General features: G+C 34.0%; 12 protein-coding genes. 1 reads left to right on the top strand and 11 read right to left on the bottom strand.

Annotation, left to right across the window (positions count from 1 at the left end):
• Nucleotides 1-23 precede the first annotated feature (23 nt).
• The 11 genes from Q7C23_RS06445 to Q7C23_RS06495 all read right to left on the bottom strand — a co-directional run bounded on the left by Q7C23_RS06445 (nucleotide 24) and on the right by Q7C23_RS06495 (nucleotide 24,591).
• Nucleotides 24-1,166: an acyltransferase family protein gene (locus Q7C23_RS06445; RefSeq protein ID WP_375031727.1), complete on the bottom strand. Its 1,143-nt coding sequence runs from the start codon at nucleotides 1,164-1,166 to the stop codon at nucleotides 24-26.
• A 232-nt stretch (nucleotides 1,167-1,398) separates the two neighbouring features.
• Nucleotides 1,399-4,539 carry a glycoside hydrolase family 2 TIM barrel-domain containing protein gene (locus tag Q7C23_RS06450; protein WP_375031728.1) on the bottom strand — a complete coding sequence of 1,047 codons (3,141 nt, stop codon included), beginning with the start codon at nucleotides 4,537-4,539 and terminating at the stop codon, nucleotides 1,399-1,401.
• A gap of 43 nt (nucleotides 4,540-4,582) precedes the next feature.
• Complete coding sequence (locus Q7C23_RS06455) at nucleotides 4,583-5,461, bottom strand: inositol oxygenase family protein (protein WP_375031729.1); 879 nt, start codon at nucleotides 5,459-5,461, stop codon at nucleotides 4,583-4,585.
• A gap of 332 nt (nucleotides 5,462-5,793) precedes the next feature.
• Nucleotides 5,794-9,831, bottom strand: a complete 4,038-nt coding sequence (locus tag Q7C23_RS06460) for a two-component regulator propeller domain-containing protein (protein WP_375031730.1) — start codon at nucleotides 9,829-9,831, stop codon at nucleotides 5,794-5,796.
• Between the two features lie 52 nt (nucleotides 9,832-9,883).
• The gene (locus Q7C23_RS06465) at nucleotides 9,884-11,725 is read right to left on the bottom strand and encodes a metallophosphoesterase (RefSeq protein WP_375031731.1); all 1,842 of its coding nucleotides are present in this window, start codon (nucleotides 11,723-11,725) and stop codon (nucleotides 9,884-9,886) included.
• A 220-nt stretch (nucleotides 11,726-11,945) separates the two neighbouring features.
• Nucleotides 11,946-12,509, bottom strand: a complete 564-nt coding sequence (locus Q7C23_RS06470; RefSeq protein ID WP_375031732.1) for a hypothetical protein — start codon at nucleotides 12,507-12,509, stop codon at nucleotides 11,946-11,948.
• Nucleotides 12,510-12,522: 13 nt separating this feature from the next.
• Entirely contained in the window at nucleotides 12,523-14,799 is a 2,277-nt protein-coding gene (locus Q7C23_RS06475) for a GH92 family glycosyl hydrolase (protein ID WP_375031733.1), read from the bottom strand.
• Between the two features lie 181 nt (nucleotides 14,800-14,980).
• Complete coding sequence (locus Q7C23_RS06480) at nucleotides 14,981-17,290, bottom strand: GH92 family glycosyl hydrolase (RefSeq protein WP_375031734.1); 2,310 nt, start codon at nucleotides 17,288-17,290, stop codon at nucleotides 14,981-14,983.
• Nucleotides 17,291-17,616: 326 nt separating this feature from the next.
• Nucleotides 17,617-19,230: a RagB/SusD family nutrient uptake outer membrane protein gene (locus Q7C23_RS06485; protein WP_375031735.1), complete on the bottom strand. Its 1,614-nt coding sequence runs from the start codon at nucleotides 19,228-19,230 to the stop codon at nucleotides 17,617-17,619.
• An 18-nt stretch (nucleotides 19,231-19,248) separates the two neighbouring features.
• The gene (locus Q7C23_RS06490) at nucleotides 19,249-22,260 is read right to left on the bottom strand and encodes a SusC/RagA family TonB-linked outer membrane protein (protein WP_375031736.1); all 3,012 of its coding nucleotides are present in this window, start codon (nucleotides 22,258-22,260) and stop codon (nucleotides 19,249-19,251) included.
• Between the two features lie 282 nt (nucleotides 22,261-22,542).
• Nucleotides 22,543-24,591: an alpha-N-acetylglucosaminidase gene (locus tag Q7C23_RS06495; RefSeq protein ID WP_375031737.1), complete on the bottom strand. Its 2,049-nt coding sequence runs from the start codon at nucleotides 24,589-24,591 to the stop codon at nucleotides 22,543-22,545.
• 989 nt (nucleotides 24,592-25,580) lie between these two features.
• Here Q7C23_RS06495 and Q7C23_RS06500 point away from each other — a divergent pair.
• Entirely contained in the window at nucleotides 25,581-26,432 is an 852-nt protein-coding gene (locus tag Q7C23_RS06500) for a helix-turn-helix domain-containing protein (protein ID WP_375031738.1), read from the top strand.
• Nucleotides 26,433-26,453 lie beyond the last annotated feature (21 nt).

Raw genomic sequence — 26,453 nt, forward strand, 5'->3', positions numbered from 1 at the left:
ATGTATTTAAATTTGAATGTCTCTCAAATTTTTAGAAACCATTTTCTTTTATATAGAAAATAAAGTAACAGAAGCTGTACAACGGTTACTGATAAAGCAGCAAAAAAAGGCTGCCATACAAGCGGCGTAAAATTGATAAGTCCGCCAAAAACATAATCTGCTGTATGTTTAAAATCAATTAAACCTTCGGCGGCAATGTAAATCAAAATAGAATTTGAACCGATTAATATTAATGGAAATGCCCATTTATGAAAACCGAACAAGTCAATGATTAAATAGAAAAAAACAAAAAACAAAATACTGAATCCGCCAACAAAACATACAAATGAGCTTGTCCATAAATGTTTATTGATTGGGAAATTAATATCCCAAACTAATCCTGCTATAATTAGAACAATTGCCGTAAGAGTCATTAAAAACAATTTTACTTTTATAGAAAAAGAGTAATTTGCTTTTAAAAATGTTCCCGTAAAAACACCTAATAATGCTGTAGCAATAGCAGGTATGGTAGAAAATATTCCTTCCGGGTCATAAACCGTACTGTGCAGCCTGCCTGGTAAAAACAAGCGATCAATATATCCTTCCAGTGATCCTTGTTTAGTTAAAACCCCTGCGCCGAACCCAGGAACAGGAATCCATTTCATTGCTGCATAATAGCCAATCAAAATACCGAAGAACCAGATTAATTGTTTTTTTAAATCAAAATTCAAATAGATTATTCCGGCAAAAAACCATGCTAGGCCAATTCTTCCTAAAACACTTGCAAAACGGGTATGATCAAAGCCTTCAAATCGCAATAATCCATTTACGACAAATCCTAAAACCAGTAAAATACAGGTTCTTCTCAGCATTGATAAATAAATTTTCTTCTTTTCGTTACTTGGTAATTCTTGCGGCGTTTTTACACCAGCCATCTCCATTTTTTTTTCAAAAGAGTACGGCATTGAAACTCCTGCAACAAACAGAAACACAGGAAAAATCATATCATAAAATGTAATTCCATTCCATTCCGCATGATGCAATTGCGATGACATCCAGATAAAAACAGGAATTGGGGCAGCTTTGGCCAGAGTATGAATAACATGCTCTCCGCTCATAATCCAAAACATAACAAATCCGCGCAGCGCATCCAAAGAAATTAATCTTCCTTTTGTAGTATTACTCATTTTTTAGTATTCAGTAGTCAGTTGATAGTTTTTTTTAGTATTCAGTGGTCAGGGTTTTAGTATTCAGGTTTAGTGTTCAGTGATCAGTTTTTAGTGGTCAGTTTTTAGTGGTCAGTCTTAGTCAGTATTAGTCAGTCTTAGTGGTTAGTCTTAGTGGAAACCCAGATTAAAAACTGAATACTTAAAACCTGATCACTGAACACTGATGCTAAAAACCTGACCACTGATCACATTAAAAAATAGGTTTTATAACAAATCCGTAGTTGTATTCACTTTGCGTCAATACATATTGTTCGTGCGGTGGTAATCCCCAGCTGTTGTCTCCTCCTAATCCACGCTGCGTTAAATCAACACAAACTACTACTTCTTCTCTTGGAATAATATCACTTGAATGAATATTTTTCTTAGAAATTCCTCCATCAAAATCACTAGGATAATTATTTAAAGTACTCATACCTAAAGGCTGCAGACCTTTTATCTCTAAGCCATTCCCTTTATTGTCTGACAACTTAAACCAGCGTATATCCGTCTTGTATCCATTTTCCTGTGGGCGTGTATAAGGCACATATTGGTCTGCAACTTTACTGTAATAAACTCCCTTGAATGAAGAGGTTTTTCTATCTGAATAATTTTCTAAAGGTCCTCTTCCGTAATAATCTAAATTTTCTAACGTGTTTTTTAAGGTAAAAATCATTCCGAAACGTGGTAATTCCGGCAGCGGATTATTGCCTTTTTTATAAGATGCTTCTATTTCTAAAGCACCGTCATTTCCTAAAGCATATTTGATGGTATAATCAGAAGCGACATCATTCAGTTTTAATTTCGCGATTATATATTTTTTACCATTTTCTTCCGTCTGTTGAATACTTTCTAAAGAAGTGTTTTTTCCCGCCGTTCTCCAAACATTCGTTCTAATCTGCATTTTATTTCCCATATCATTATCCGTTGGTGCTCTCCAAAAATTTGGTTCAGGATATTGTTTAAAATATTCTTCGCCTTTTAAACTATAGAAAGAAATTAATCCTGTTTTTTTGCTGATTTTTACAACAACATTGTCTGAAGTCAACACAAACTGCTCTTTTTCGTCGTTAAGTTTAGAAGCATTTACTTCATCTGATTTCGCAAAATAGTTAGAGTCTTGAATTACAAACTGTTCTTTAGCAATTTCAAAATTCTGAGGAAGTAATTCAGAACCTGTTTTAGTGTATGCAAAAACATTCAATAAATATTCTATTCCTTCTTTTGATTGTAATTTTGGTAAGTCAAGCTTAAATTGTTTTTTTGTTTTTGGATTTAAAACAATCTCAATTACACCTTCCTTGATTACTTTTCCGTTTTCTAAAACTTCATATTTAAAATTGTATTTATTTAGATTTGTGAATCCAAAATCGTTTATAATTTCGATCACTCCATTTTTGATATCTACTGCATTAAATAAAATATCCTGATAGACTTTCTTTACTTCAAATGCTCCGGGATGTGGAGTTCTGTCTGCATAAACCAATCCGTTATGGCAGAAATTTTCGTCGTTCAAATAGTTCTGGCTTCCCAAATCGCCGCCATAAGCCCAATATTTTCTACCAACTTCATCTGTTGCTTCAAATCCCTGATCAACCCAATCCCAGATAAACCCACCTTGCATATTTTTGCTTCCGCGAATGATATCCCAGTATTCCTGAAAATTACCACTGCTGTTTCCCATCGCATGCGAATACTCACACATGATATAAGGGCGTGTAACTTCTTTACGTGCCGCATATTCTTTCATGTATTCTATTGTTGGGTACATTGGGCAAACGATATCTGTGTTTTCATTTTCCTTTGCCTGCTCAAACTGAACTAATCTTGTATTGTCTCTTTTTTTGATCCATTTGTAGGCTTCATAAAAAACTGGTCCGTTGGCACTTTCATTACCTAATGACCAAATAATTACCGATGGAGCATTTTTATCTCTTTCAACAAGACTATAGATTCTATCCAGATGTGCTTCTCTCCATTCCTGAAGATAACCTGGATTAGTTTTTGGATTCATCCAAATTAGAGGCTGTCCCTCTACTCCCATTCCATGGCTTTCGATATTGGCTTCATCTACCAGAAACAAACCGTATTTGTTACATAATTTTACCCATAAAATATTATTTGGATAATGACTGCAGCGTACTGAATTAATGTTCAGCTGCTTCATCATTTTGATGTCCTTCAGCATTGTAGCTTCGTCCTGATAATGTCCCGTTTCCGGATTATGTTCATGAATATTTACACCATGAACCATCAATCGAACTCCGTTTACCAGTAATTGTCCACCTTTTAATTCTACTTTTCTAAATCCAATTTGAGTAGAAACGGTTTCTACAATATCTCCTTTTGCATTTTTTAAAGTCAAAAGCAACGTATATAAATTTGGTGTTTCACTGCTCCATAATTTTGGATTGGAAACATTCTGAGCAAAATTTAAAGTCTGAATTTTCGATGCTTCAAAATTGACATTCAATTCTTTTGTAAATACATTTTTCCCTGAAGTATCTACCAATTTTGCTATTAATTTTTGATTGTTAAAAGCAGTTGAAGTCAAGTTTTTTAAATTAACTTCTACATTTAAACTTCCGTTTTTGTATTTCGCATCTAAATCTGGTTTGGCAAAAAAATCTGAAATGCGAATATCATTTGTACTGTACAGATAAACATCTCTGTCAATTCCCGAAAGTCTCCAAAAGTCCTGATCTTCCAGATAAGAGCCATCACTCCATCTGTACACCTCAATAGACAGGTTATTTTTTCCAGGTTTTAAATATTTAGAAATATCAAATTCTGCCGGACTTTTGGTGTTTTCGGTATAGCCTACTTTTTCACCATTCACCCAAATATACATGGCCGATGCTCCGGCTTCAAAATAAAGAAAAACATGTCGGTTTTTCCAGTTTTCAGGCAAAACAAAATCTTTTTTATAAGATCCTACAGGATTATCCCAATGATTGATAAACGGCGGATTTCTTTCGAATGGATACGTAATATTGGTGTAAATTGGCACACCATATCCATTCAGCTCCCAATTCGAAGGTACCTGAAGTTCTTTCCAATGTAAAGTACTGAAATCTGTTTTGTAAAAATCCTTTGGACGCTGATCCGGTGTTGGCGACCAGGAAAATTTCCATTTACCGTTTAAAGAAAAAAACCAAGGTGAGTTTTCATATTTATCGCTTATCGCAGAAGTTTCATCTGCATAAGGAAGAAAAGCAGCGCGGGCCGGTTCTCTGTTAATTTGAAATACTTGTGGATTTTCCCAATCGTTGCGATCTTGTTCCTGAGCAGAAACAAAAGTTCCGCAAAGTACGAGCAGGCTTAATAAAAGTATTTTGGTTTTGATTTTATGCATTATTGTGGTTTTAGATAGCTTTAAAATGAAATTTCTGATATTTCTAGAACTTCAATTTTTCAGGCAAATATTTAGCGACTAATTCTTTATAATAAGGAAGTAATGCTTTTACATCTGGCTTAACGGGAGCTTTTGTGTATAAATCGTACGGATTGAACTTTCTTACCCAGTCAAACATTTCGATGTCTTTTTCATTCATTAAATGTGCATACGCATTTTCTTTGTGCTGTGAATAAAAGGAATGATAACGTATCATATACAAAGCTGGATCCGGAAGATAATCTTTCATAATCTGATACAAATATTCGTCATGTCCCCAGCTCATTTTTACATTATCGAGTCCGCAGTTTTCTGTGTAAACACCAAATTTCGTATTGAATCTTTTGTCTGTATAATCTGGATTTTCTTTGAAAAACTCCGGGTAAACAATTTTATCTGAATAGGCACAACCAACCGGAAATGTATCTCCTACAACTGCCCACTGCGGTTCTCCGAACAAACATAAAATTTTGCCCAAATCATGAATAAAACCCGTAAGTACAAACCAATCCGGGTGACCATCTGCTCTAATGGCTTCAGAAGTCTGCAAAAGGTGTTGTGTTTGATCTAAATCAATATCCGGGTCGCTGTCGTCTACAAGTGTGTTTAAAAAATCAACGGCTTCCCAAATTGACATTTCTTTTTTATTGAATTGTAAAAACTCCTGCTCTTTGCTGCATACAAAATCATAAGTTTGATACGTATGGTTTATTCTATAAAACTCCTTAACCGTTTCTACTCTTTCTGAATCGACATAATTCCTGAATTCTTCCTTTTGTTTTTCCGTCGCACTTTCAGAAGGATCAGGATATCGCAGTAACAAATTTTCTTCCCATTCATCTAAATTATTCAACGGATTGTCTGTGTCTATATGCTTTTTCATAATGCAAAAAAGTTTAAAAGTTATAACACAAAAATAGAATTACATCTACCGTTGAAAATGGATTAATACATCAAAAACATGGATAATTTTTATTTCTGTAGGATTTTTATGTATTTAATTGCTTTTTTATCATTTCGATCGAAGGGAGAAATCACACGCAGGAATCTACAAAGATTGAATATTAACTTTACGGAATTTCTTTTGTGATTTCTCCCTTCGGTCGAAATGACAAACTAGAAGCAAAAAATCTTTGTCAAAGTTTAAAACTTTGACAAAGATTAATCTCATCTAAATTCATGAAAATTAGTGCAATTCGTGGCAAAAGAAAAAACTTAATTAATAAGCTTACTTGGTGGGAAACCAAATTGTTTTTTAAAGCATCGACTGAAATATAAAGGATCATTGAAGCCAACGAGATTCGTTACTTCTGAAACATTGTATTTTTTAGTTTTGAGTAGTTCGGCTGATTTTTTTAAACGAATGGTTCTGATAAATTCATTTGGCGCCAAATCAGTCAGTTCTTTAATTTTTCTATATAATTTAGAAGAACTCACGCCCATTTTATCACATAGAAATTCTGTCGAAAGATCTACTTCACTTAAATTATCATTGATTAGATTAGTTACTTTTTCCATAAATTCTTCATCAACTGGAGAATGTGTCAGCATACTTATTTTACCTTCTACTTCGCCGGAGAATTTTTGTTTAAGCTCTAATCTTGATTTTATGATATTCTCAATAACCGTTTTAAGTAATAATGGCTCAAAAGGTTTAACTAAATATCCATCAGCACCCATGTCATAACCTTTCACCTTATCCATGTTTTCAGAAAGCGCAGTAAGCATCACAACCGGAATATGACTGATGAATTCATCATTTTTAAGTTGTCGGCAAAACTCCAGTCCATCCATAACGGGCATCATTACATCGGCAACGCATAAAATTGGTTTAATTTGTCGGCAGATTTTCAAACCTTCTTCGCCATTTTCTGCATCATAAACTTTATAATAATCAGACAAATAATCAACCAAATATTTTCTGAGTTCACTGTTATCTTCAATAACCAATATTTTCTCTTTAAGATCAGTGTTTTGAATGATTTTCTTAGCCGCTTTTTCTGGAATAAGCATACTCAGATTGTCATTTTTTAGCGCGTATTCAAACACTTCTTTATTCTCGTAAGAAGCACGGTCAATCGGAATTTCAACCCTAAATGTACTTCCCTTTCCTTGTGTACTTTCTACAGCAATAATTCCTTTATGAATGGCTACTAGGGATTTTACCAATGACAAACCAATACCCGATCCAGTATTATTGGCTTTACTGTTTGTTGCCTGATAAAATCGTTTAAAAATTTTATCCAGACTTTTTAAAGGAATCCCAATTCCATCATCGGTTACTTCGATCACTAAAACATCTTCAACAGTATCTTTCAAGCTGACATATAAATCTACATTCCCGTTTTTGTTGGTAAACTTTAAAGCATTCGATAATAAATTGTATAGAATTTTATCATACTTATCATTATCCAGCCAGCCGTTTATTTCATCATTTTCAGAAATAAAATTGAGCTTAATCTTTTTATTATAAGCCATTTCCTTAAAAGAATCAAAAATATTTTTCGAGTAAGCCAAGATATCAGTTTTAGTCACTTTCAGTTTTAATTCACCTGATTGTGCTTTTCTAAAATCTAACACTTGATTTACCAGATTCAGCAATCTGCTGGCATTTTGATAAATCAGATTGTATCTGCTTTTTTCATAATCGGTTGCGTTGCTGCTTTCATCTAACAGCTGTTTTGCCGGACCTAAAATCAGCGTTAACGGCGTTCTTAATTCATGCGAAATATTCGTGAAGAAACGTAACTTTTCATTGTTTAACTTAACCTCGTGTTCCCTGTTTACTTTTTCGGTAAGCAGTTCTTGTTTTAAACGAATACGGTTTTTTATTTCTTTTCTGACAAAATAAAAAATGCCAAATAAAAGTGCCAAAAACAGTAAAAAAGAAGTTGGTGTAAGCCAGAAAGGCGGCAGGATTTTTATTTTATACGAAACCGTTTTACTCCAATATCCATCACTGTTGCTTGATCTTATTTTGAATATATAACTTCCGGGATAAAGGTTAGTATATTGAACAATTCTTGAAGTACTATTAGCAGTAATCCAATGTTTATCGAAACCTTCGAGCATATATTGAAACTTATTCAGTTTTTCATTTGCGAAAGAGGGAGCAGAAAACTGAATTGAAAAATTGCGGTTTTTATGTGTCAGTTCTATTTCTTTTCCATAATTCAAATCTTTTGAAAGCGGAATTTCTCCATTAATCTCCATTTCCGGAAATATTTCTTCATTTTGAATTTTAAACTCTGAAATAACAGGTAACGGCGACCATTTATTTCTTTTCATTCCAGGTGGCGAAAAAGAAATAATTCCATTTTTACCTCCAAGAAAAACATTAGAATTATTAAAATAAAAAAAGCCGCTTGAACTAAAAACGTCCAATCTGTTACCACTGTTTACATGATAAATACTAATGTCCTTTAAATTAGATTTAACGAAGGCAATATTATTGTTATTGATATTCAACCACAAATTTCCGTTTGCATCTGATAAGATATCGGTAATCCATTTGCCTGAAAGTTCTTTAAGTTTCTTTACAGGTTCAAATTCGTTCTTCTTGGGATTGAACAAACAAAGCCCAAAACGTGTTGAAGCCCATATTTTTCCTTTTATATCTACTAAAACATCACTGACATTTTCATCATGCGGCACTCCTTTTTCTTTTATAAATAGCGAAGAATAGGTTTCTATTTTTCCTGAATTGATGTTGTATTTTACAACTCCGGTTTCGGTAGCAAACCAAACATTATTTTTAGCGTCTCTTTCTATCGCATTTATCTGAAAACCAGGCAAAAGTTTTCCTTTTGAAGTCTGTACTTGTAACGTTTTGGTATTCAATATTATCGCTCCTTCTCCAAAAGAACCAACTATCATAGCATTGTCTCCAATCTTGGTAAAAGCAAAAACGGGAGATTTTTCAAATCCTGCTTGTATTTCTCTGGAAGAATTTGTGCTGTAATTGTAAACTAAAATATTACCGTCCCACAGACCACAGTAAAAAATCTTTCCGTCATCAGAATAAATACTGGCGATATCTTTTCCTGTATTGTGTAAAGGAGTCGAGCCTTTCGTATTAGAAATAAAAAGTCCGTTGTGATAGGTGGCCACAATCACTTTTTCATCAGAGGTTTTAGCAAAACCCCTGATACGCGGCGCCTGATTACCAATGGAGCGTGATATATCTTTATTTAAAGTGAACTGATTTTCATAAGGATCGTATTTATCTAATCCGTCTTCTGTTCCGATCCATAAGACTCCGGAAACATCAAAATAGAGTGCCGAAATTAAATTATCTACAAGCGAAGTATCATCTGATAAAATAGAATAATACCATTTGTAAATTCCTTTCTGAATGTCTTCTAATTGATTACAAACCAGTAATCCGCCTAAAGTTCCCACCCAATATTTACCGTCCGGAGCGCGGGCAACTGATAAAAAATACGGGCCTAAAGCGCCTCTGATCTGTTTATTCTCAATATATAAATTGACAAATTGATCGCTGGCTTCGTCTAATTTGTACAAACCTTCACGAGTTCCGATAAAAATATCCGATTTGGCATCTTCATAAATAAAATTAAGATATGGATTTTTTATGTTAGAATTTGGAACGGAAAGCGTGTAATTGTTAATCTTTACGATCGCTCCTTTTGCATCCATCGTGATTTTTGCCACAGCTGCTTTCTCATAACTTCCAACCCAGATATTGCCTTTTTTGTCTTCAAAAATTTCTTTTACATAATCGAAACCTTTAAGCTGAATTTTCTCGAATCGGTTTTCTTTCAAAAAGAATAGATACACTCCTTTTGTTTTGGTCCCTACCCAAACTCTTTTAAATTTATCTACATAAACAGCTCTAACTTCATCGTCAGGGAGGCTGTTTGGATCTGCTTTTTTATTATAAAAAGTAGTAAAAACATGAGTGTCCATTTTAAAAAGTGTCAATCCTTTTCGGGTGCCAATCCACAAGTGATTTGATTCTTCATCCAGCTCTAAAGCTGTAATATCATCATTGTACAATTTATTTTTCCCCGGTGTAGAACTCATGTAGTTTTTGAACTGATAACCGTCGAAACGATTTAATCCTGAAAATGTTCCAAACCACATGAAACCTTTTTTATCCTGCACAATATGTCGTACTGAATTATGAGACAATCCGTTATTGTCATTATAATGCGTAAATTTTATATTCTGTGAATAACTATGATAAAAAATAGTAAAAAACAAGAATAGTATAAAGGACTTTTGTCTCATGAAAATAAATTATAAATGCAATTTAATCTTTTTGATTTAATTAATATCAAAATTATTTAACAGATAAATTATCAATTTTGCTGTTTTTTAAATCAATTCTAAAATGCTCAGAAGGCTCGCCATTCATGGTCTTCAAAAATATTTCTGCCCATAAAATCAGTTTTGAATCATTTGATTTTTTTAACTGTCTGCAAACCAATTCATATTGTTTTAATCTCTTGTTTCCGATTTCAGGAATGGCCAGTTCATCAGCATTTTTTAAGCGATAAAAATCGAAAATCATATCAAAACCCGTCCATGATTCGAAATCATAAATTGCTAGCAAATTTGATTGCAGATCTTTATCAAGCTCTGAAACATTTTTATTCATTAGCAATAAATCTTTACCTGAAAGATTTACAATTGATTTTAAAAATTCGACTGGAAAATCTTCCGGCAAAAATCTTAAACGAACTAATTCTTTTAAATGCCAGTTTGTAAATTCCTTATAATCTTTGGCTTTTAAAATTTCTTTATTCCAAATATGATCACTTTTACTATTTTGCAAATGAGCATATTCTTCTTCATAAAAAGGAAATAAACGATTGAAATCAACCACTTTTCCAAGTACAACCGTTTCGACTTCAAATTCAGAAGCAGAATGAATAGTCAATATTTTATACCCTGGCATATAAGCCGCAAGTGAAGGCGTCTGAATATTAAATAAAGTATTCCCTTTTGTGGAAGTTCTTACACCTGTATCGTTGATATGCATGTGGCCGCCAAAGTGAATCTGAATTCCGGCATCTGCAAATTGCTGAGCTACTTCTTCATCAGGAACTCTTTGCAATTGCATTTTATCAGCACCAAATAACTTTTTTAATTCCGGCGATGCATTGTCATTAAATTCAACCATCGGATAATGACTGAAAGCAATCAGTATTTTTCCTCTTTTCTTTGCTTCAGCAGAGACTTTTTTAGCCCATTTTAATAAATGGCTTTTATAAATTAGAACGTTATTGTAACCTGTACTGGCTCCTAAAAAATCATGCGGATTATCTGGTTTTCCTGATAATTTCTCATTCGGAACATAAGCATTGGCGTCTATAGCCAAAAGCCAGATTCCTTTAAGTGGTTCGACAACATAACTGGCATCTGGAAGATATAGATTCGTGTTTTTAATTAGATACGTTCTTTTCTCTAAAGCAGATTCTTTTTGAGCATTTTCAAAATTATAATGCTCATACGTATAATTTGAAAAAGGTGTTTCCCAATACAAATCGGTCTTTTTTGGAAAAAAGCCAAAATCTCTCATTTCGTGAATCGTTTCCTTGTAACCCCAGTTTTTTATATCGCTTGTTATGACTGGTTCCAGTTCACTTTTACTTTTACTTTTGCTTAAATTATTTTTAGAACTGCTGATAATTTGCTCTTTTCCGTCTTTGCCAAGAAAATCAGTTTTTGTTGCATCTTGCGAAAACGGCCTTACAACATCATGATTTCCCGTAGTAACAAAAAATGAGACACCGTGTTTTTGGGAATATTTGTTGAGTATTTTTCTCAATCCGCAAACGTGAACAGGTTGTCCGTCGTCGCTGAAATCACCCGGAAGTACGACTTGTTTAATGCCTCTTTTGACAATATCGTTTAAGGCTTCCAGAAAAGCAAAATAATTTTCGTTGAAAATTCTAGTCGAATGAAGCTGTGAATTCATCGTTCTGATATTGGCATATTCGCCCGTAACCGGATTTTTGACTCCCTGATAATTGTTGTCTTTAAATTTTGCAAAAATATCCTGTAAATGAACATCGGCTATAAAAGCAATTTGGGTCTTTTTCTCATTGAAATGCTGTTCTGTTTTGCAGGAAATCAGAACTAAAAGAATCAACGAACAAAAGATATTTTTCAATGACATGAAAAGAATAATTTAGTATTTTTGAATTGGTTTTAAAATAGTTGAAACAACATTTTAATAAAAATAAACTATTTAATTTGAAACACAGATTTTGGTTCTGTTAAAAGGCACTTCACTTGCTTTAACACATCCCGAAGCTTCGGGAAAACTAGTTTTTTTTAAAGGTTCTTTTTTTAATTTTAAACCGATGTTTCTATGTGTTTAAAATGAATCTATTTTATTAATCCACGACTTTAACCAGAGTAAAATTGATGCCCAGAGGATTTTTGGTTATTTTACAGATTAATGGATATTCCGGATTTTTTACAATCCACATTTGAGTTTCATCAATCAGTGCGATTACGTGCAGCGCATCGATTACTTTTCCATCAATAGAAACGCTGTTTTTGTCTTTGTTTTTGTCCAAAACATAAGTCGTATTATTATACACAAAAGAATTATTTTTCACTAAATCCTCATAAGCCGACTTCGAAATCATAAAAAAAGTTTCTGTCGGTTTTAAATGTAAAACCGGTGCATATTCTCCTTGATTAAAACTTAAGGCATTTCCGTTTTTCACTGCTTCGGCAAGCATCACAATTTTGCTTTTTACACCTCTTGTTTCCAATTTGAAAGCCAACGCATTGTCTGCCGTGTCAGCTGTAAGCTGTAAAGCTCTGGTCTGCCCGTGAAGCTTGCATACATAATGCAACTCGGTATTGTTTTTTAGTGTTGGAATGTAGTTCTGAGATATTCCTGTTTGATAAAATGCAAAAAACAGAAATCCTAAAATTATATTTTTCATCTTGCTGATCATTTTATTTTGCTGGCGGTAAAACAGCTGTTCCCCATGCCGAAGGTTTCGAATCCATTTCTAAAACCAATTCTCCTCCATTATGAATATCATCATGTAAAATCCACGCTTTGTTATACGATTTTCCGTTTAAAAAAGCTGCTTTTATGTATTTGTTTTTATCACTCATTTTTTCTGCTGAGATTTTAAACTTTTTACCGTTTTCTAATTGCATCGTTGTTTCTTTTATCAAAGGCGTGTTGATCAGATAATAAGGCTGTCCTGCATTTGGATACAATCCCATCATATGAAATGCCAGCCAGGAAGACATAGCACCCGAATCATCGTTGCCGGGAAGTCCTTCTCTGGAAGTATTGAAATTATTTTTGATAATGGTTCTGATTCTGTCGCTGCTCAAATAGGGTTTTCCGATCCAGTGATACAAACAAGGCGTTAAAAACGAAGGCTCATTGGCTACATTATACAAATCTGAATTAAAGAAAGTATTCAATCTGTCTTCAAACGCTTTTTCTCCACCTGATCTTTTGATCAGTTCCGGAACATCGTGCGGAATGCTCAATGAATATTCCCAAGAATTGCCTTCGTAAAAGAAAACGCACCAATGGCAGACATACCAAGGCGATTCGATAATTACGGGCGTATATTTAAAAGTAGGTTTTTGAATTTTTGATTCTCCAAAAACAACCTCATCAAGCCAGTTTCCATCTTTGTCTTTTGGCATAATAAATCCTTTTGCGCTGTTATTTTCGTAATCAGAACGCCATATATTCTGCCAGCTGTCGGCTTGCTTGATGTATTGATTGTATAAATCAGTTTTACCTAATCCTTTTGCTACAACGGCAATATTATAATCGTTGTATGCATAATCAATGGTTCGGTTTCCTGCGCGGTCTGTGCCGTAGGGAACGTATCCTAATTTCAGATAATCCATTAATCCGCCTCTTCCCTCTTTTTCTTCATTTCCTCCCGGCGGAACTGTCGCATCTTTGAGCATAGCCTGCAGTGCCAATTCGTAATCTATTCCTTTTAAGTTTTTTACAAAAGCATCTGCCAGTACAACCTCAGCATTAGAACCGCCCTGAGTTCTTCCGTTATCGTTGCCGCTTCGTCCTTCGGGTAAAAACCCTTCGCGTTTGTAAATGTTGAGCATGGCATTGATAATTTCAACTTTTCGTTTACTGTCAATCAGCGTAATTAATGGACTTGACGTTCTAAAAGTGTCCCAAATCGTGTAAAAATCATCATAGTAAGGTTCATCATTTGTCCATAACGGATTTTCTCCTGTGCGGTCAACAGGCATGATCATGGTATGGTACAAACCTGTGTAAAGCATTTTTTTATATTCATCTGATGTATCTTCAGATAACTTTATTCGGCTTAATAACGCTTCCCATTTATTTTCTAAGGTAGTCAAAACAGTATTAAAATTCCAATGTGGAATTTCAACTTCTATATTATTTTTTGCTTTTAATTCGCTTAAAAATGAGATTCCGATTTTGACATTCAGTTCTTCTTTTCCTACGTTTCCGAAAGAAAACAAGGCTGCTGTTTTCTTTCCGGAATCAAACTGTGCTTTTTGATTGTTATAAAATTTCCCGTCTTTAAAAGTTACATATTTTGCGATAGGCTGATCGAAAACAGCCCAAAAATAAACGGTGTAAGCGCGTCCGTTATTCCAGCCTCCTCTGATTCTGCTATATCCTCTAACTTCAGTATCGGAAACAATTTCGATTTGAGAACCTACAAACTGCTGTGCTTCTCTGGCATTAGGAATCTTTTCTTCTCCAAGAAAAAATCCGGGATCAATTTTTAATTCTTTTGATGTGTTTTGTGGATAAGTTATACGGTAAAACGATACTTTTTCGCCTGTAGTGATTTCTGTTTTGATTTTATTTTCTTTGAAAACAGTTTCATAGTAACCCAATTTTACATTTTCTTCCGCTCTAAATGAAATCTGGTCCATTTTATCTAAAGCACCGGAAAATGGCATAATCTGAATGTTTCCGTATTTCGGCCCTCCGCCTGTTCCACTTACGTGTACCTGGCTGAAACCTGTTACTTCTTTTGGCATTGGAAGCCAGCCGCTGTTGGGGCTCGAGGTACAATCCGGACTTGGTTTTACCATTCCGTATGGACAAGATGGCCCGATAAAAACCCTGCCTACTCCTTCTGATCCAATCATCGGATCTACATATTGATGTACAGTTTGCTGAGCATTAATCGTTATTGTAACAAGAAATGATATTCCTAAAAAAAAGATAAACCTGGTCGTTAATTTCATTGTATTATTTCTTTGGTTTTGTTTGGCATGTCATTTTTTTAACGCATAGAAGCATAGATTTGTTGCCGCTTAAAAGGCGTTTCATTTGCATTAACACATAGCTATGTGTGAGAAACGAGTTTCTTTTTAATTTACTCTTTCAAAAAGTATAAAATATAGTTACTATGTGTTTAATTATTTTCTAGTTTGATTGATCTGACATTTGTAAAATCAGCTCACCACCATTTGTAATCTCCTGATGTGAAAGACTAAAATTTTGAACTGCTTTATCGTTGTATTTAATATCTTTTATATAAACATTTTCAGTGCTGTTGCTGTTAGCTTTTATCACAAATATTTTACCTGAATAATATTTCGAATTTAATGCAATCGAGATTTTATTAAATATAGGACTTCCTATTTGATAAACAGCTTCTTTGTCTGTTCCTCCGTTCATTTGAAATAAACCCAATTTAAGCAATACATTCAAACTTCCCATTAATCCCTGATCTTCATCTCCGTTATAACCAGTTGCAGGAGATAATCCGCTGAAAGTTTCTTTTATTACATTTCTTGTCCAATATTGTGTTAAATCCGGTCTTCGTAAAACGGTAAAAATATTGGAGGTCTGTATAGAAGGCTGGTTTCCAAAATTTACGGGAATTCTGCTAAACTCCGGATGTAATTCTGCATCGTGCGATGTACCGGAAGTATATTTTTGTTTTTTAGCGGTTTCAAATTGAGCATTCAATTTTGCAACAGCTTTTTCATTTCCCCCCATTAAAATGGCTACACCTTCAATATCATGTGGAACAAACCATGTAGATTGCGCTCCATTTGATTCTATAAATCCATTTTCATATTGATATGGATCATAATTTTCATGCCATTTTCCTTCTACATTTTTTGGACGCATCCAGCCTATTTTGTCATCAAATATATTTTGGTAGTTTTTTGATCTTTTCATGAAATAATTATAATCTTCTTCATGGTTTAGTTTTTTAGCCAATTGTGCCAAAGTCCAATCCTGATAAGCATATTCTAAAGTCTGGCTTGCACCGTCTTCATGACTTCCAAAATTGCCTTCGGGAAGTGGATAAGGTACATATCCTTTTTCTAAATAATATTTTAATCCGCCGCCAATATTGGTATTATGTTCATATCCGGCTTTTTCCATAATACCACCCGGCATATGATTTTTTTTGAGTGCAATATAAATAGCTTCTAAATCTTCTGTTACAATTCCTTTTTGAATAGCGCTAACAATAAATGGTGTTGCTGAGGCTCCTGTCATTACATAGGTATCATTTCCTCCGGAAGGACCACGCGGAATTATACCACCATCTTTATAATATTGCATTAAAGAGTACACAAATTCTTCCATAATTTCAGGATACACAAGTCCCCAAAGATTATTTATTGTCCATTGTGCTCCCCAAAAAGCATCTGAATTATAATGATTGTATTTTGGTTTTCCATCAGCATTTAAAGGCAAATGTCCCACCCTAAATTTGCCGCCTGTATTATCAGGATAAGCTCCATTTGCATCATTTATCATTTTTCTTCCTTGCAGAGCATGCCATAGATCTGTGTAAAATCTTCTTTGATCGGTTTGCGTTCCTCCTTCTATTTTTATTCTTCCTAATAAATCACTCCATTCATTTCTGGAATCAGCAACTGTTTTGTTAAAATTCCAGTGCGGTAATTCGGTTTCAATATTATTGTTGGCATTTTCAATTGATGTATACGAAATACCAACTTTCATTAATATTTGGTCGGCCGTTTTATTAAAATTAACCAAATAATTACCCGTCACATTATCTATTTCTAAAGAAGTAATCGGCTCATTTGTTTTAATTTTAAAAAATACAGTTAATGGTTTTGGGCGCCTAAAATTAGTACTTAAAACTAATGATCCGGAAAGCTCAAAATCATTATTTTTTTCTAATTTTCCGTTTGTATTTTCGCAAGGTCCCAAAATAGTATTCAAATTAAAAAGAACTGCTTTTTGTGACTTTATTGGAAAGGTATATTTGTGAAAACCAACTCGTGGCGTGCTGGTTAATTCTGTAATTATCTGATATCGATCTAGTTTTAAAGAATGATATCCCGGTGTTATAATTTCGGTTTGATGACTGAATTTGGAATAAAAGTCTTTAAAAATAGTTTGTTTGTTTTCTGCTGAAACTGTTATAGGCATTACCGATACACCTGACATCTGCCATTCGTGAATGTGACTAAAACCCTTAACTGTATCTGTATTATATTTATAACCGCCTCCCCAATCGCCGTTAATTTCGGTATCTGGATTTAAGTTTACCATACCAAACGGACGGCTTGCTGATGAAAAGTAAAACCATCTGGAATTTTCTGTGTCCAACAACGGATAAACCATGTCAGATAACTGTTTCTTTTTTAAAGAAACTTCTTTTTGGGTTTTACATGACACTAAAAAAACAAGAGCTAAACTTACTCCAATACGTCCTATTTTATAGATTTTATTTAGTTCCATTTATACTGTTTGTATTGTTGGGGCAATATTGGTTTATTTCAAAATAGAAAAATGTAAGACGCAGGATTTACCTCAGAATTATTGGATTATAATGTATTCTCAAAACATAAACTCAATGAATGTTACAAAGCTTAATCTTTCATTGTTTTTCTGAAAGCGCATTCGATTAAGCCTTGTCTTCATTCAAAAAATAAAACTAAACTGATTCTCAAGAGCAACTTAATAAACCAGTTTACTTTTAGTAAAAGAAGGAAAAGAATTTTGACGTTCCTCTCCTTTCAAAATTAAAATTGGGTTACAAATGCGTACTTAACTAATTCTTATTTTTAATATCCATCATTCTGAGTCAGGGCTGGGTTTAAAACCATCGCATTGGTTGGGATTGGGAAAACGCGGCGATATACATCTGTATTGGTTTTATATCCCCATTGTCCTTCATACTTTCCAAAACGAATCATGTCGTTTCTATGCCATGCTTCCCACGTAAACTCACGGCTTCTTTCTTTATAAAGTTCTTCTAAAGTTACACCACTCAAAGCTGCAGAAGTTGTACGATTAGAACGAACCATATTTACTAATGCATCTGCACTTTGTCCTAATGTTACACCTCCGCCGCGAAGAATTGATTCTGCTTTCATTAAAAGGATATCTGAATAACGCAAGAAAGGAACATCGTTCTTTTGGTTACGATTTGTTGAAGTAGCATCCGGGTAGAATTTAATATTTCTATACCCCATGTTCCAGGCAATTTCATCATTTCCAAGATCAAATAAAGTTACACTTTGACGAGGAATAATGTCTGGCGTTAAATTTACCTGATAGGTATATGCTGCACCTCCATCAGATCCTGTATAAAACTGATCGTACCCTTTTTTAGTTGTTGTAACCGTCACCGGAGTAACGCCGTCATTCATATACTGAAGACCTGTAAGCCATTGGTTGTTACGTATGTCATTTACATCATTAAAGTATGCGTAAAATTCTGGAAGGGTACTTCTTGGTGCACTTGGCGTATACGGAAGGCCGAATTTGGCTCTTTCAGAACGAGGTACATCATAACGGGCATGGTACATTTGTCCGTTATAACCTACTGTAACTGCTGCCGGATCGTAAGGAACGGCAAAAATAAATTCTTTGATTTGCGGTCCGTTTGTTGGATAAAACATCTGAAGGTAAGTTGCTCTGGGTTCAACAGCATACAAACCTGAATTAATTACCTGATCACATGCTGCGATACAATCGTTATAACGTTGTGTTCCTGTATATACCTCAGCGTTTAGATACAATTTAGCCAGCATTGCATTAGCAGTCTGCTTATTTGGTCTTCCGTAAGTGGTCATTCCCGCTGCCGGATTTAAATTAGGAACGGCATTTTTTAATTCTTTCTCAATAAAATTGAAAACGTCTTTTCTAGGTGTTTTAGCATGAGACGTAAAATCTCCATATAAGGTATCTAATGGCACATCTCCATAACTATCCATTAACATGAAATAAGAAATAGCGCGCATTGTTTTTAATTCCGAAATCAAAGTATTTTTATCTGAACCTTCAGGCATTGTCTGGTTTAAAATTGAAATTGCCTGATTACTTGTTCCGATAACTTTAGAGGACCAGTCCCAAAGACTTCCTATGATACCATTATCTGCGTTCCAATCGTGATAATGCATAGCGATATAGTTTCTATTGTCAAACCAGTTTCCTCCTCTTGCCGGTAGAATGGCTTCATCTGTAGATAAAGACTGCGCCCACCACCAGGCAAATGAAAACTCGCCTCGGAAAGCAGCATAAACTGGACCTGTAGTCTGAATATATTGCGTTGGGTTTTGAGGAAAAACTTCAGGTGTCAATTGTGTTGTAATAGGCACATCCAGATCATCACAAGACCAGATTAAACCAGCCATAAGTACTGGAAGCCCTAAGTATTTTAATATCTTTTTCATAATTTTAGCGTTTAATTTTTAGAAGATCACATTTAAACCAAACATATAAGTTCTGGTTTTTGGATAAAAGTTATTCGAATCTACACCAGGAGCTGTTCCTCCTTGTTCAACTTCGGGATCAATTCCTCTATACTTTGTAATAACAAATACGTTATTTATTGTTTGGTAAATACGTACGCTGCTTATATACCTGCCCACTTTACCAAAATTATATCCTAAAGTCATATTGTCTAATCTTACATAACTACCGTCTTCTATAAAACGATCTGAATATTTATAAGAGTTTAAGTCATTTGGTGACTCGTTTCCTGCATCAACTAAAATGTTATTGGTCATTGCAGTACTAGGTCTGAATAGATCGGCACGTGTTGCATTGAAAATTTTATTGCCAAAAACTCCTCTGAAGAAAATACTTAAATCAAATTTTTTGTATTGAAAATTATTTGCCCATCCTACTAATAATTTTGGCTGTGCACTTCCTGCATAATGATAATCTACTCCAATTAGAGGTGTAGTAGTCAAATTACCATTTTTATCATAATATTGTGAAACTCCTGCATCATTTTTCCCTGCGTACTTCAATGTAAAGAATTGTCCTAAAGGTTTTCCTTCTTTAAAAATCTGCAATGTACTTCCTGTTTGTCCGCCTCCGTCTGGTTGCACACGACGGATAGAATCTCCACCAACAAAGAAAGGACTGGTTAATTTAACGATCTCATTCTTGTTATGTGACAAATTCAGATTAGTTGACCAGCTGAAATCTGCAGTTTTAACCGGAGTTATACTTAAACTAACCTCAATACCTTTATTAGTCATTGCTCCTCCGTTTGCTACAATTGTTCCTACTGGCACAAGTACCGGATTAACATTATAATTGAAAATCATGTCTGTTGTTTTTTTGTTGTACAAATCAACAGAACCTGTTACTTTTCCTTTTAAAATTGAGAAATCAACTCCAATATTTGTAGTAGCTGTTTTCTCCCATTTCAAATCAGGGTTAGCCGCCTGATTAGGTCCATAAGCTCCTATTTGTTGTCCGTTATAGTAGAAAGTCCCTAAACTTCCGGAAATGAACTGAGCTGTATAAGCATTAAACCCGGAAGAGTTTCCTGTTACCCCCCAGCTTCCGCGGAATTTCAAATCACTAAAAATGTTTTGATTCTGCATAAAACTTTCTTTGTCTACTCTCCATGCACCTCCTACAGAAGGGAAATATCCCCAGCGATTATTTACTCCAAACATAGATCCACCATCTTTTCTAAGTGATCCCTGCAAAAGATATTTGTCTTTGTAATTGTAATTTAAACGTCCAAAATAGGATATTAAACGCGTTTTTTGATATGCTTTACTATCTCCAAAATTTACTACATAACCATTAACCGAAGTGTAATTACTTAAAGCAAGGTTGTTATATCCTACATTATCTACCGGAAAGTTGGTTGTTGTAGCCTGAAATCCGTCTCCCAATGTATTTTCCTGCCATGAGTAACCTGCTACAGCTTTTATTTTATGCTCTCCTATTGATTTATCCCAAGTAAGGTAGCTTTCAATAATATTGTTTCTGGTTTCGTAAGAATTTCTCAATGCAGAACCATTTACACCAAAATTAACCAATGTTTTTGTCAAAGGCGGATCTGGGTTGTTGTAAAAATTGGCACTGTTGTATTGTGAATAATAACTATCATAAAATTCTCCATGAGCCGACGTTAATCTTTGGTGTGCTAAATTCAAATTGTAAGTAAATCCAAATGGAAGTTTTACTTCTGCAGTAAGGTTACCTACAAGATTATCCGTTTTAGTTTCATCAGTACCATGTTCAATTAAAGCTACTGGGTTAAAATATCCCGGACTGGTAAAGTTTTCAAAAAAACTTCCATCAGCATTTCTTACCGGAGAAACAGGAAGATAGCTTGCTGCCTGCAAAAGAACAGTATTTCTCTGTGGTACATTTTTATATTTTGTACTAGCATTAGTAACGTTTAAACCAAATTTAACCTTATCATCAAAAGCAAATTGTTCAACAGATAAGCGGGCAATGATACGGGAAAAATCACTTTTTAGCATTATACCTTCTTTATTAAGCGAAGTAATACTTGCTGTATAGTTTCCATGATCTCCGCCGCCGCTCATCGATAAATTATGGCTGCTTGATGCTGCACGTTCTGATCTTAAAATTTCTTTTTGCCAGTTTGTATTAGCACCTTTATCGTTTTCCGGAGTAAAATTCAAATTGTTTTTAGTTGTAAAAGCTCTAAGCTGATCTGCATTCATCATGTCCAGATTATTTGAAACTTCTTCCCATCCAACATAACCATTGTATGCAATCTGCGTTCTGCCTTTACTTCCTTTTTTTGTCGTTACCATGATAACTCCATTTGCAGCACGATTACCATAGATTGCCGTTGCAGCAGCATCTTTTAAGACATCGATAGTTGCAATATCATCTGGTGCAATTACCGAGATATCAACTCCTGGAATACCATCTATTACATAAAATGGACCTTGAGAGCTATTTAATGTCGAAGCTCCACGCAAAACCACAGAAGCCGTTTTTGTAGGGTCACCACTTGATGAAATGTTCAAACCCGAAACTTTACCCTGCAAAAGCTGTCCAACATCACTAATTGCTCCTTTATTTAAATCTTCAGCTTTAACCGAAGTTACGGCAGTAGTAAGGTTTTTACGTGATCCTTTACCATAACCAACCACTACTACTTGCTCTAAATTAGTTGTGTTAGAATGTAATTTAATCGAATAATTTGTTTTTGTTTGCTCTAATTTTAGAGTCTGGTCATCAAATCCCATAAAAGAAATTATTAGTATCGCAGTTTTGTTTGATACCGAAATTTTAAATTTCCCATCAAAATCTGTTATTACAGTATTATTTGTGCCTTTCTCGAGCACATTAGCGGCTGGCAGAGGAATACCTTTGTCATCTAAAATTATACCGGACACTTCTGTTTTTTGCGCCCAGGTATTAATTGAGAAGCCAAGAAAAAAGGCTAATAATAAAAGTTTAAGTTTTTCCATTGTTTTTTTTTGGTTAATTGGTTAAATCGTATTGACGAAATTACTGGTAAAGAAATTTTAACAAATGGACAAGTTATTCAGAAACATGGATAATTTCTTTAAAGCCAACAAAAACAATACTTTACAAAGTTATTCCTCTAAAGTTATATAGTTAAAAACTTACTAATTAATCCATTTGGTAAAAGGTTTCATTTCGTATATTCAGTATCGTATAAGACGATCGTTAAAAGCTTAAGTTATATTTTGTTTATATATGTATTAGTTATGGTCTCTTTATATTATTTATTTATTTTCAGACCATTTGATTTCCCAATTTTTAATTAATTCCCTTTCTTTGGTTTCATCAAATGGAGTATTATTTACTGCTGATTTTTTTAACGCTTCCAAAAACATTTTCCACCTTGGCCAGTAAAATCCTTTATACATTCCGTGCCATGATCTTGAAGCATAATCATTTAAATGACCTTCTCCGCCCCAAAGCGTAATTAATGTTTTGGCATTTTTTACGTACAATTTAGATACCTCTGGAGAACTTCCGTATGCAGAGGCCGATTTTACCCAATTATCAAGACTGTTTAAAGGTTGTCCGATCATAAAATTGTCAATATCCAATGCTTGTTTTTCTATCCTTTTAAATAGCTGATCTCCTTTTAAAATATCTTTCTGTTGATATGCTTTAACACATTCAATCAAATCTTCATCAATGCAGAGTGAATAATAATGTCTTGAAGCATCAATTAAATCGTATTGAATAAAATTCTTTTTATCATATTTTTTAGCTTCTTTGGTTAAAATATCCAAAGCTTCTTTTAGTTTTTTCTTATCTCCGGGATTTCCTTTAAATTCTGTAATTGTTGCCGTCGGACGCTTAAACAACATATACGCTCCAGCCCTATCATTCCACCAGCGTGTTTCCCAATATTTAATATTGTAAACTGATTCTAACAATAATTGCCATGCCTGAAAAACAGAAGCAGAAGTCTTTTTTCCATATCTCGCATCCAGATATTTATTGAGCCAATCATTTATAGGCTGCTCTCCTTTACTCCACGCAAGATCATAAATGTATTCATAAACTATTGAGTTGTTATTTAATCCTTCCGGCATAGCACCATAACCAACGAGATTTCCTTTATTTGGATTTTTCATTAAACTCGTTAATTCATTTTTATAGAAATTCAAATCTCCATATACAGGATTTGATCCGCCATAATTATGCACATAACCGTAAGTCCATTGTTTTCCATAAAAAGCCTCTTGATTTTCCCACACTTTATATCTGTCGTTAGCATAATCCTGAATCATCAATCTGTCATTTGGTACTTTACTTAGAAATGCGCTTGTAGCTTCTTTTGTCCAGAACTCTTTATTGTCACCAAAAAGCCATCCCTGCATAACCCAAACCGCACCGGGAGCAGCTTCATTAATAGTTTCATAAATTGCGCTTCCGTAATTTGAAAGTTCTTCATATTTATTATGCTCAGAAACCGGCGGCGTAATTTCATTAAAGGAATCGGCTAAATAAAAATTAGACTTCCCGTACATTTTGGTGTAAATTTCAATAAATCGTTTTCCGATTTTTTTAAATAAAGGATCTTTAGAATCCAGTAAAAAAGTACTTGCAAAACCACCGCCAGACCACGATTTTAATTCCGTTATTTTGGCTTCCGGATGTTTTTCGGCAAAAGCTTTAGGCACATAACCACTAAAAGCAGGTACAACAGGATGCATGTCTAATGCTCTCATTCTATCTAAGATTTTCTTTTGCAGCTCTTCTTTTTTACTGAACCATTCTTGTGGTAATGGCCCTTCGAGACTATTAATATTTCCCATACGCTGCCACGGTAAAAAGGCTGGTCCTGCAAAATGCGACTCTAATTCAGTGTTAGTCAAACCATATTCTTTCCATAATTCCTGCCATGCCGATTCCTGGCCTTCCATTGCCGTAGGAAGATTGATTCCGTGCATTGCCATCCAGTCAATTTCGTGTTCCCAGCGCTTCCAGTCCCACCATGGAGTTGTGTAGCCAAAAGTACAGGCATTTAAATATTCTCTATATTCAAATGGTGTATTTTCTTTTTTTGAATACTTTGGCCAGATCTTAGGTAAACTAACTCTGTTTCCTTCCCAGCTTACTAAAACTGCACCTATATCTCTGAGAAAATTATAAGCTGCATAGCAAATTGCAGTATTATTTGATGCTTTGATTTTTACCTGATTGCTTGTCGTTTCAATTTCAAACCAATCTGATTTATTATTCTCTTTATTTTCAATAATACTTAATTCAAACTCGCTGACACGATTACCTATAAGTCTTTCTATTACAGCCAATGCGCTTTTTGTTTTTTCTTCATTTCTGCAATGCCCATTAACTGCACAAAAAAAAAGCAGTATAAAAAATGGTATCGTCTTTTTTAAAGAACTATTCTTTTTAATTTTAAAATTCTCTCTTTTCATATAAACCTCTATATTTATTAAATTTCCTTTATTCATTTTATTGTCACAAAAACAAGGGAGATTAATTAACTATTTAATCTCCCTATCAAACCAAACAAAAAATCTATTCCTAATATTAACTAATAATCTTATTCAATAAAATTCAAGATCAAATAACTGAGTCCTGAACTGAAAATAAAATTATACATAATACATTTTTCTAAGATGGATTTATCAATCAAAAACATAGACATATTCATATTTGGATCGGATACCTTTTTTACTACAAAAAAGTAAAGGTTGTTTTCAATCTTTATAAAAACACTAAAAAGTTTTGTGGCAGAATCGTGGTACATTTGGGTGTAGAAGAATCAGAAATGCAGTAAATGCAAAGGCTACCGAACTTAAGTTCGAATGTACAGCCCCAATATCGCAAAATTTAAAATTAGCTACAAATTTTACACCATCCCCAACAGGACATCCAAACCAAAATCATAACGCAAATGAAAGACAGGCATTACAGGTAGTATGACAATCTCTTCAAATCTTCGATAAAATTTCTAGAAATTTGTCCAGTCGAGGTCACTTAAAGAGACAACTATATCATAGTTGTCTCTTTTTTATACCCATAAATATATATTTATCAATCTTTACAAAGTGATATTTTATGGTTCGATTTTTTCATGAGGAATTCTCAGTCTGCTTGAAATAAACTGTCAAAAAGCGGCTGAACGATGATTCGAAGTCCTATTAAGGATGCAGGATTTTTTTCTCTTTTGGTTTATCGTAATTTTTTGAAAATTTGATACTTAAGTATAGTAATAATTTTGAATAACTAGAATTCATTTCTAAATTTACAATTATATAATCCAACTCCCCACAAAATGAATAAGGTATTTTCAGAAAATAAAACTTTACTTTTAGGAGTAGAAAAATCTGAAAACAATTCATTTTTAGATACACCAGTACAATTTAGTGAATATACTGTTTTATTAATCAGCAAAGGAGAAGGAATTTACCATGCAGATTTTGCTTCTTTTTCATTTAAGGCCCCTGTCATATTGTTTTCAACACCGCAGCAGTCCATATCCATCAAAGAAATTACACCGTTGACATATACCACATTACAATTTCACGGTGACTTTTATTGCATTGAATACCATAGAAAAGAGGTTGCCTGTAACGGTTTATTGTTTAACAATATTTACATTGAACCTTCCATAAAATTAACTACCGAACAACATCTATTATACTGTCAATTAGTCGATCAGATTATTGATGAAATTAAAGAGCAAGCCCCTTCAGAAATTGTATTACGATCCTATCTTCAGCTTATACTTGCCAAATCTAGTAGTCTGAAAACAACCAGTGAAAAACAAAATTCACAAAAAGATGAAAAGATGGACCAGTTCAAAATACTGCTCGAGGAAAATTTCTTATCCCTCCACAAACCAAGTGATTACGCTTCCTTATTGTCTATGACATCGAATAATTTCACTAAGCAATGTGGCAAACGCTTCAATAAGACTCCAACGCAAATGATTCAGGAAAGATTAATTTTAGAAGCAAAAAAGCAGCTTCATCTTACCCGATTGAGTATTAAGGAAATTGCTTATGCCTTAAAATTTCAGGATGAATATTATTTTAGCCGAGTATTTAAAAAAATGACCAAAATTTCTCCTCAAACCTTTAGGAAAACAACCGGTATTTCTATCGTGGCAGATTTGTCCAAGTAATAGCGTTTTTTATCCATTTCC

Origin of the sequence: Flavobacterium sp. LAR06 (assembly GCF_041946075.1) — a bacterium.
Taxonomy (GTDB): domain Bacteria; phylum Bacteroidota; class Bacteroidia; order Flavobacteriales; family Flavobacteriaceae; genus Flavobacterium.

Excerpts from the sequence above, each read along its gene's own strand:
- Q7C23_RS06445 (WP_375031727.1), bottom strand. The coding sequence starts at position 1,166 with ATGAGTAATACTACAAAAGGAAGATTAATTTCTTTGGATGCGCTGCGC.
- Q7C23_RS06450 (WP_375031728.1), bottom strand. The coding sequence starts at position 4,539 with ATGCATAAAATCAAAACCAAAATACTTTTATTAAGCCTGCTCGTACTT.
- Q7C23_RS06455 (WP_375031729.1), bottom strand. The coding sequence starts at position 5,461 with ATGAAAAAGCATATAGACACAGACAATCCGTTGAATAATTTAGATGAA.
- Q7C23_RS06460 (WP_375031730.1), bottom strand. The coding sequence starts at position 9,831 with ATGAGACAAAAGTCCTTTATACTATTCTTGTTTTTTACTATTTTTTAT.
- Q7C23_RS06465 (WP_375031731.1), bottom strand. The coding sequence starts at position 11,725 with ATGTCATTGAAAAATATCTTTTGTTCGTTGATTCTTTTAGTTCTGATT.
- Q7C23_RS06470 (WP_375031732.1), bottom strand. The coding sequence starts at position 12,509 with ATGAAAAATATAATTTTAGGATTTCTGTTTTTTGCATTTTATCAAACA.
- Q7C23_RS06475 (WP_375031733.1), bottom strand. The coding sequence starts at position 14,799 with ATGAAATTAACGACCAGGTTTATCTTTTTTTTAGGAATATCATTTCTT.
- Q7C23_RS06480 (WP_375031734.1), bottom strand. The coding sequence starts at position 17,290 with ATGGAACTAAATAAAATCTATAAAATAGGACGTATTGGAGTAAGTTTA.
- Q7C23_RS06485 (WP_375031735.1), bottom strand. The coding sequence starts at position 19,230 with ATGAAAAAGATATTAAAATACTTAGGGCTTCCAGTACTTATGGCTGGT.
- Q7C23_RS06490 (WP_375031736.1), bottom strand. The coding sequence starts at position 22,260 with ATGGAAAAACTTAAACTTTTATTATTAGCCTTTTTTCTTGGCTTCTCA.
- Q7C23_RS06500 (WP_375031738.1), top strand. The coding sequence starts at position 25,581 with ATGAATAAGGTATTTTCAGAAAATAAAACTTTACTTTTAGGAGTAGAA.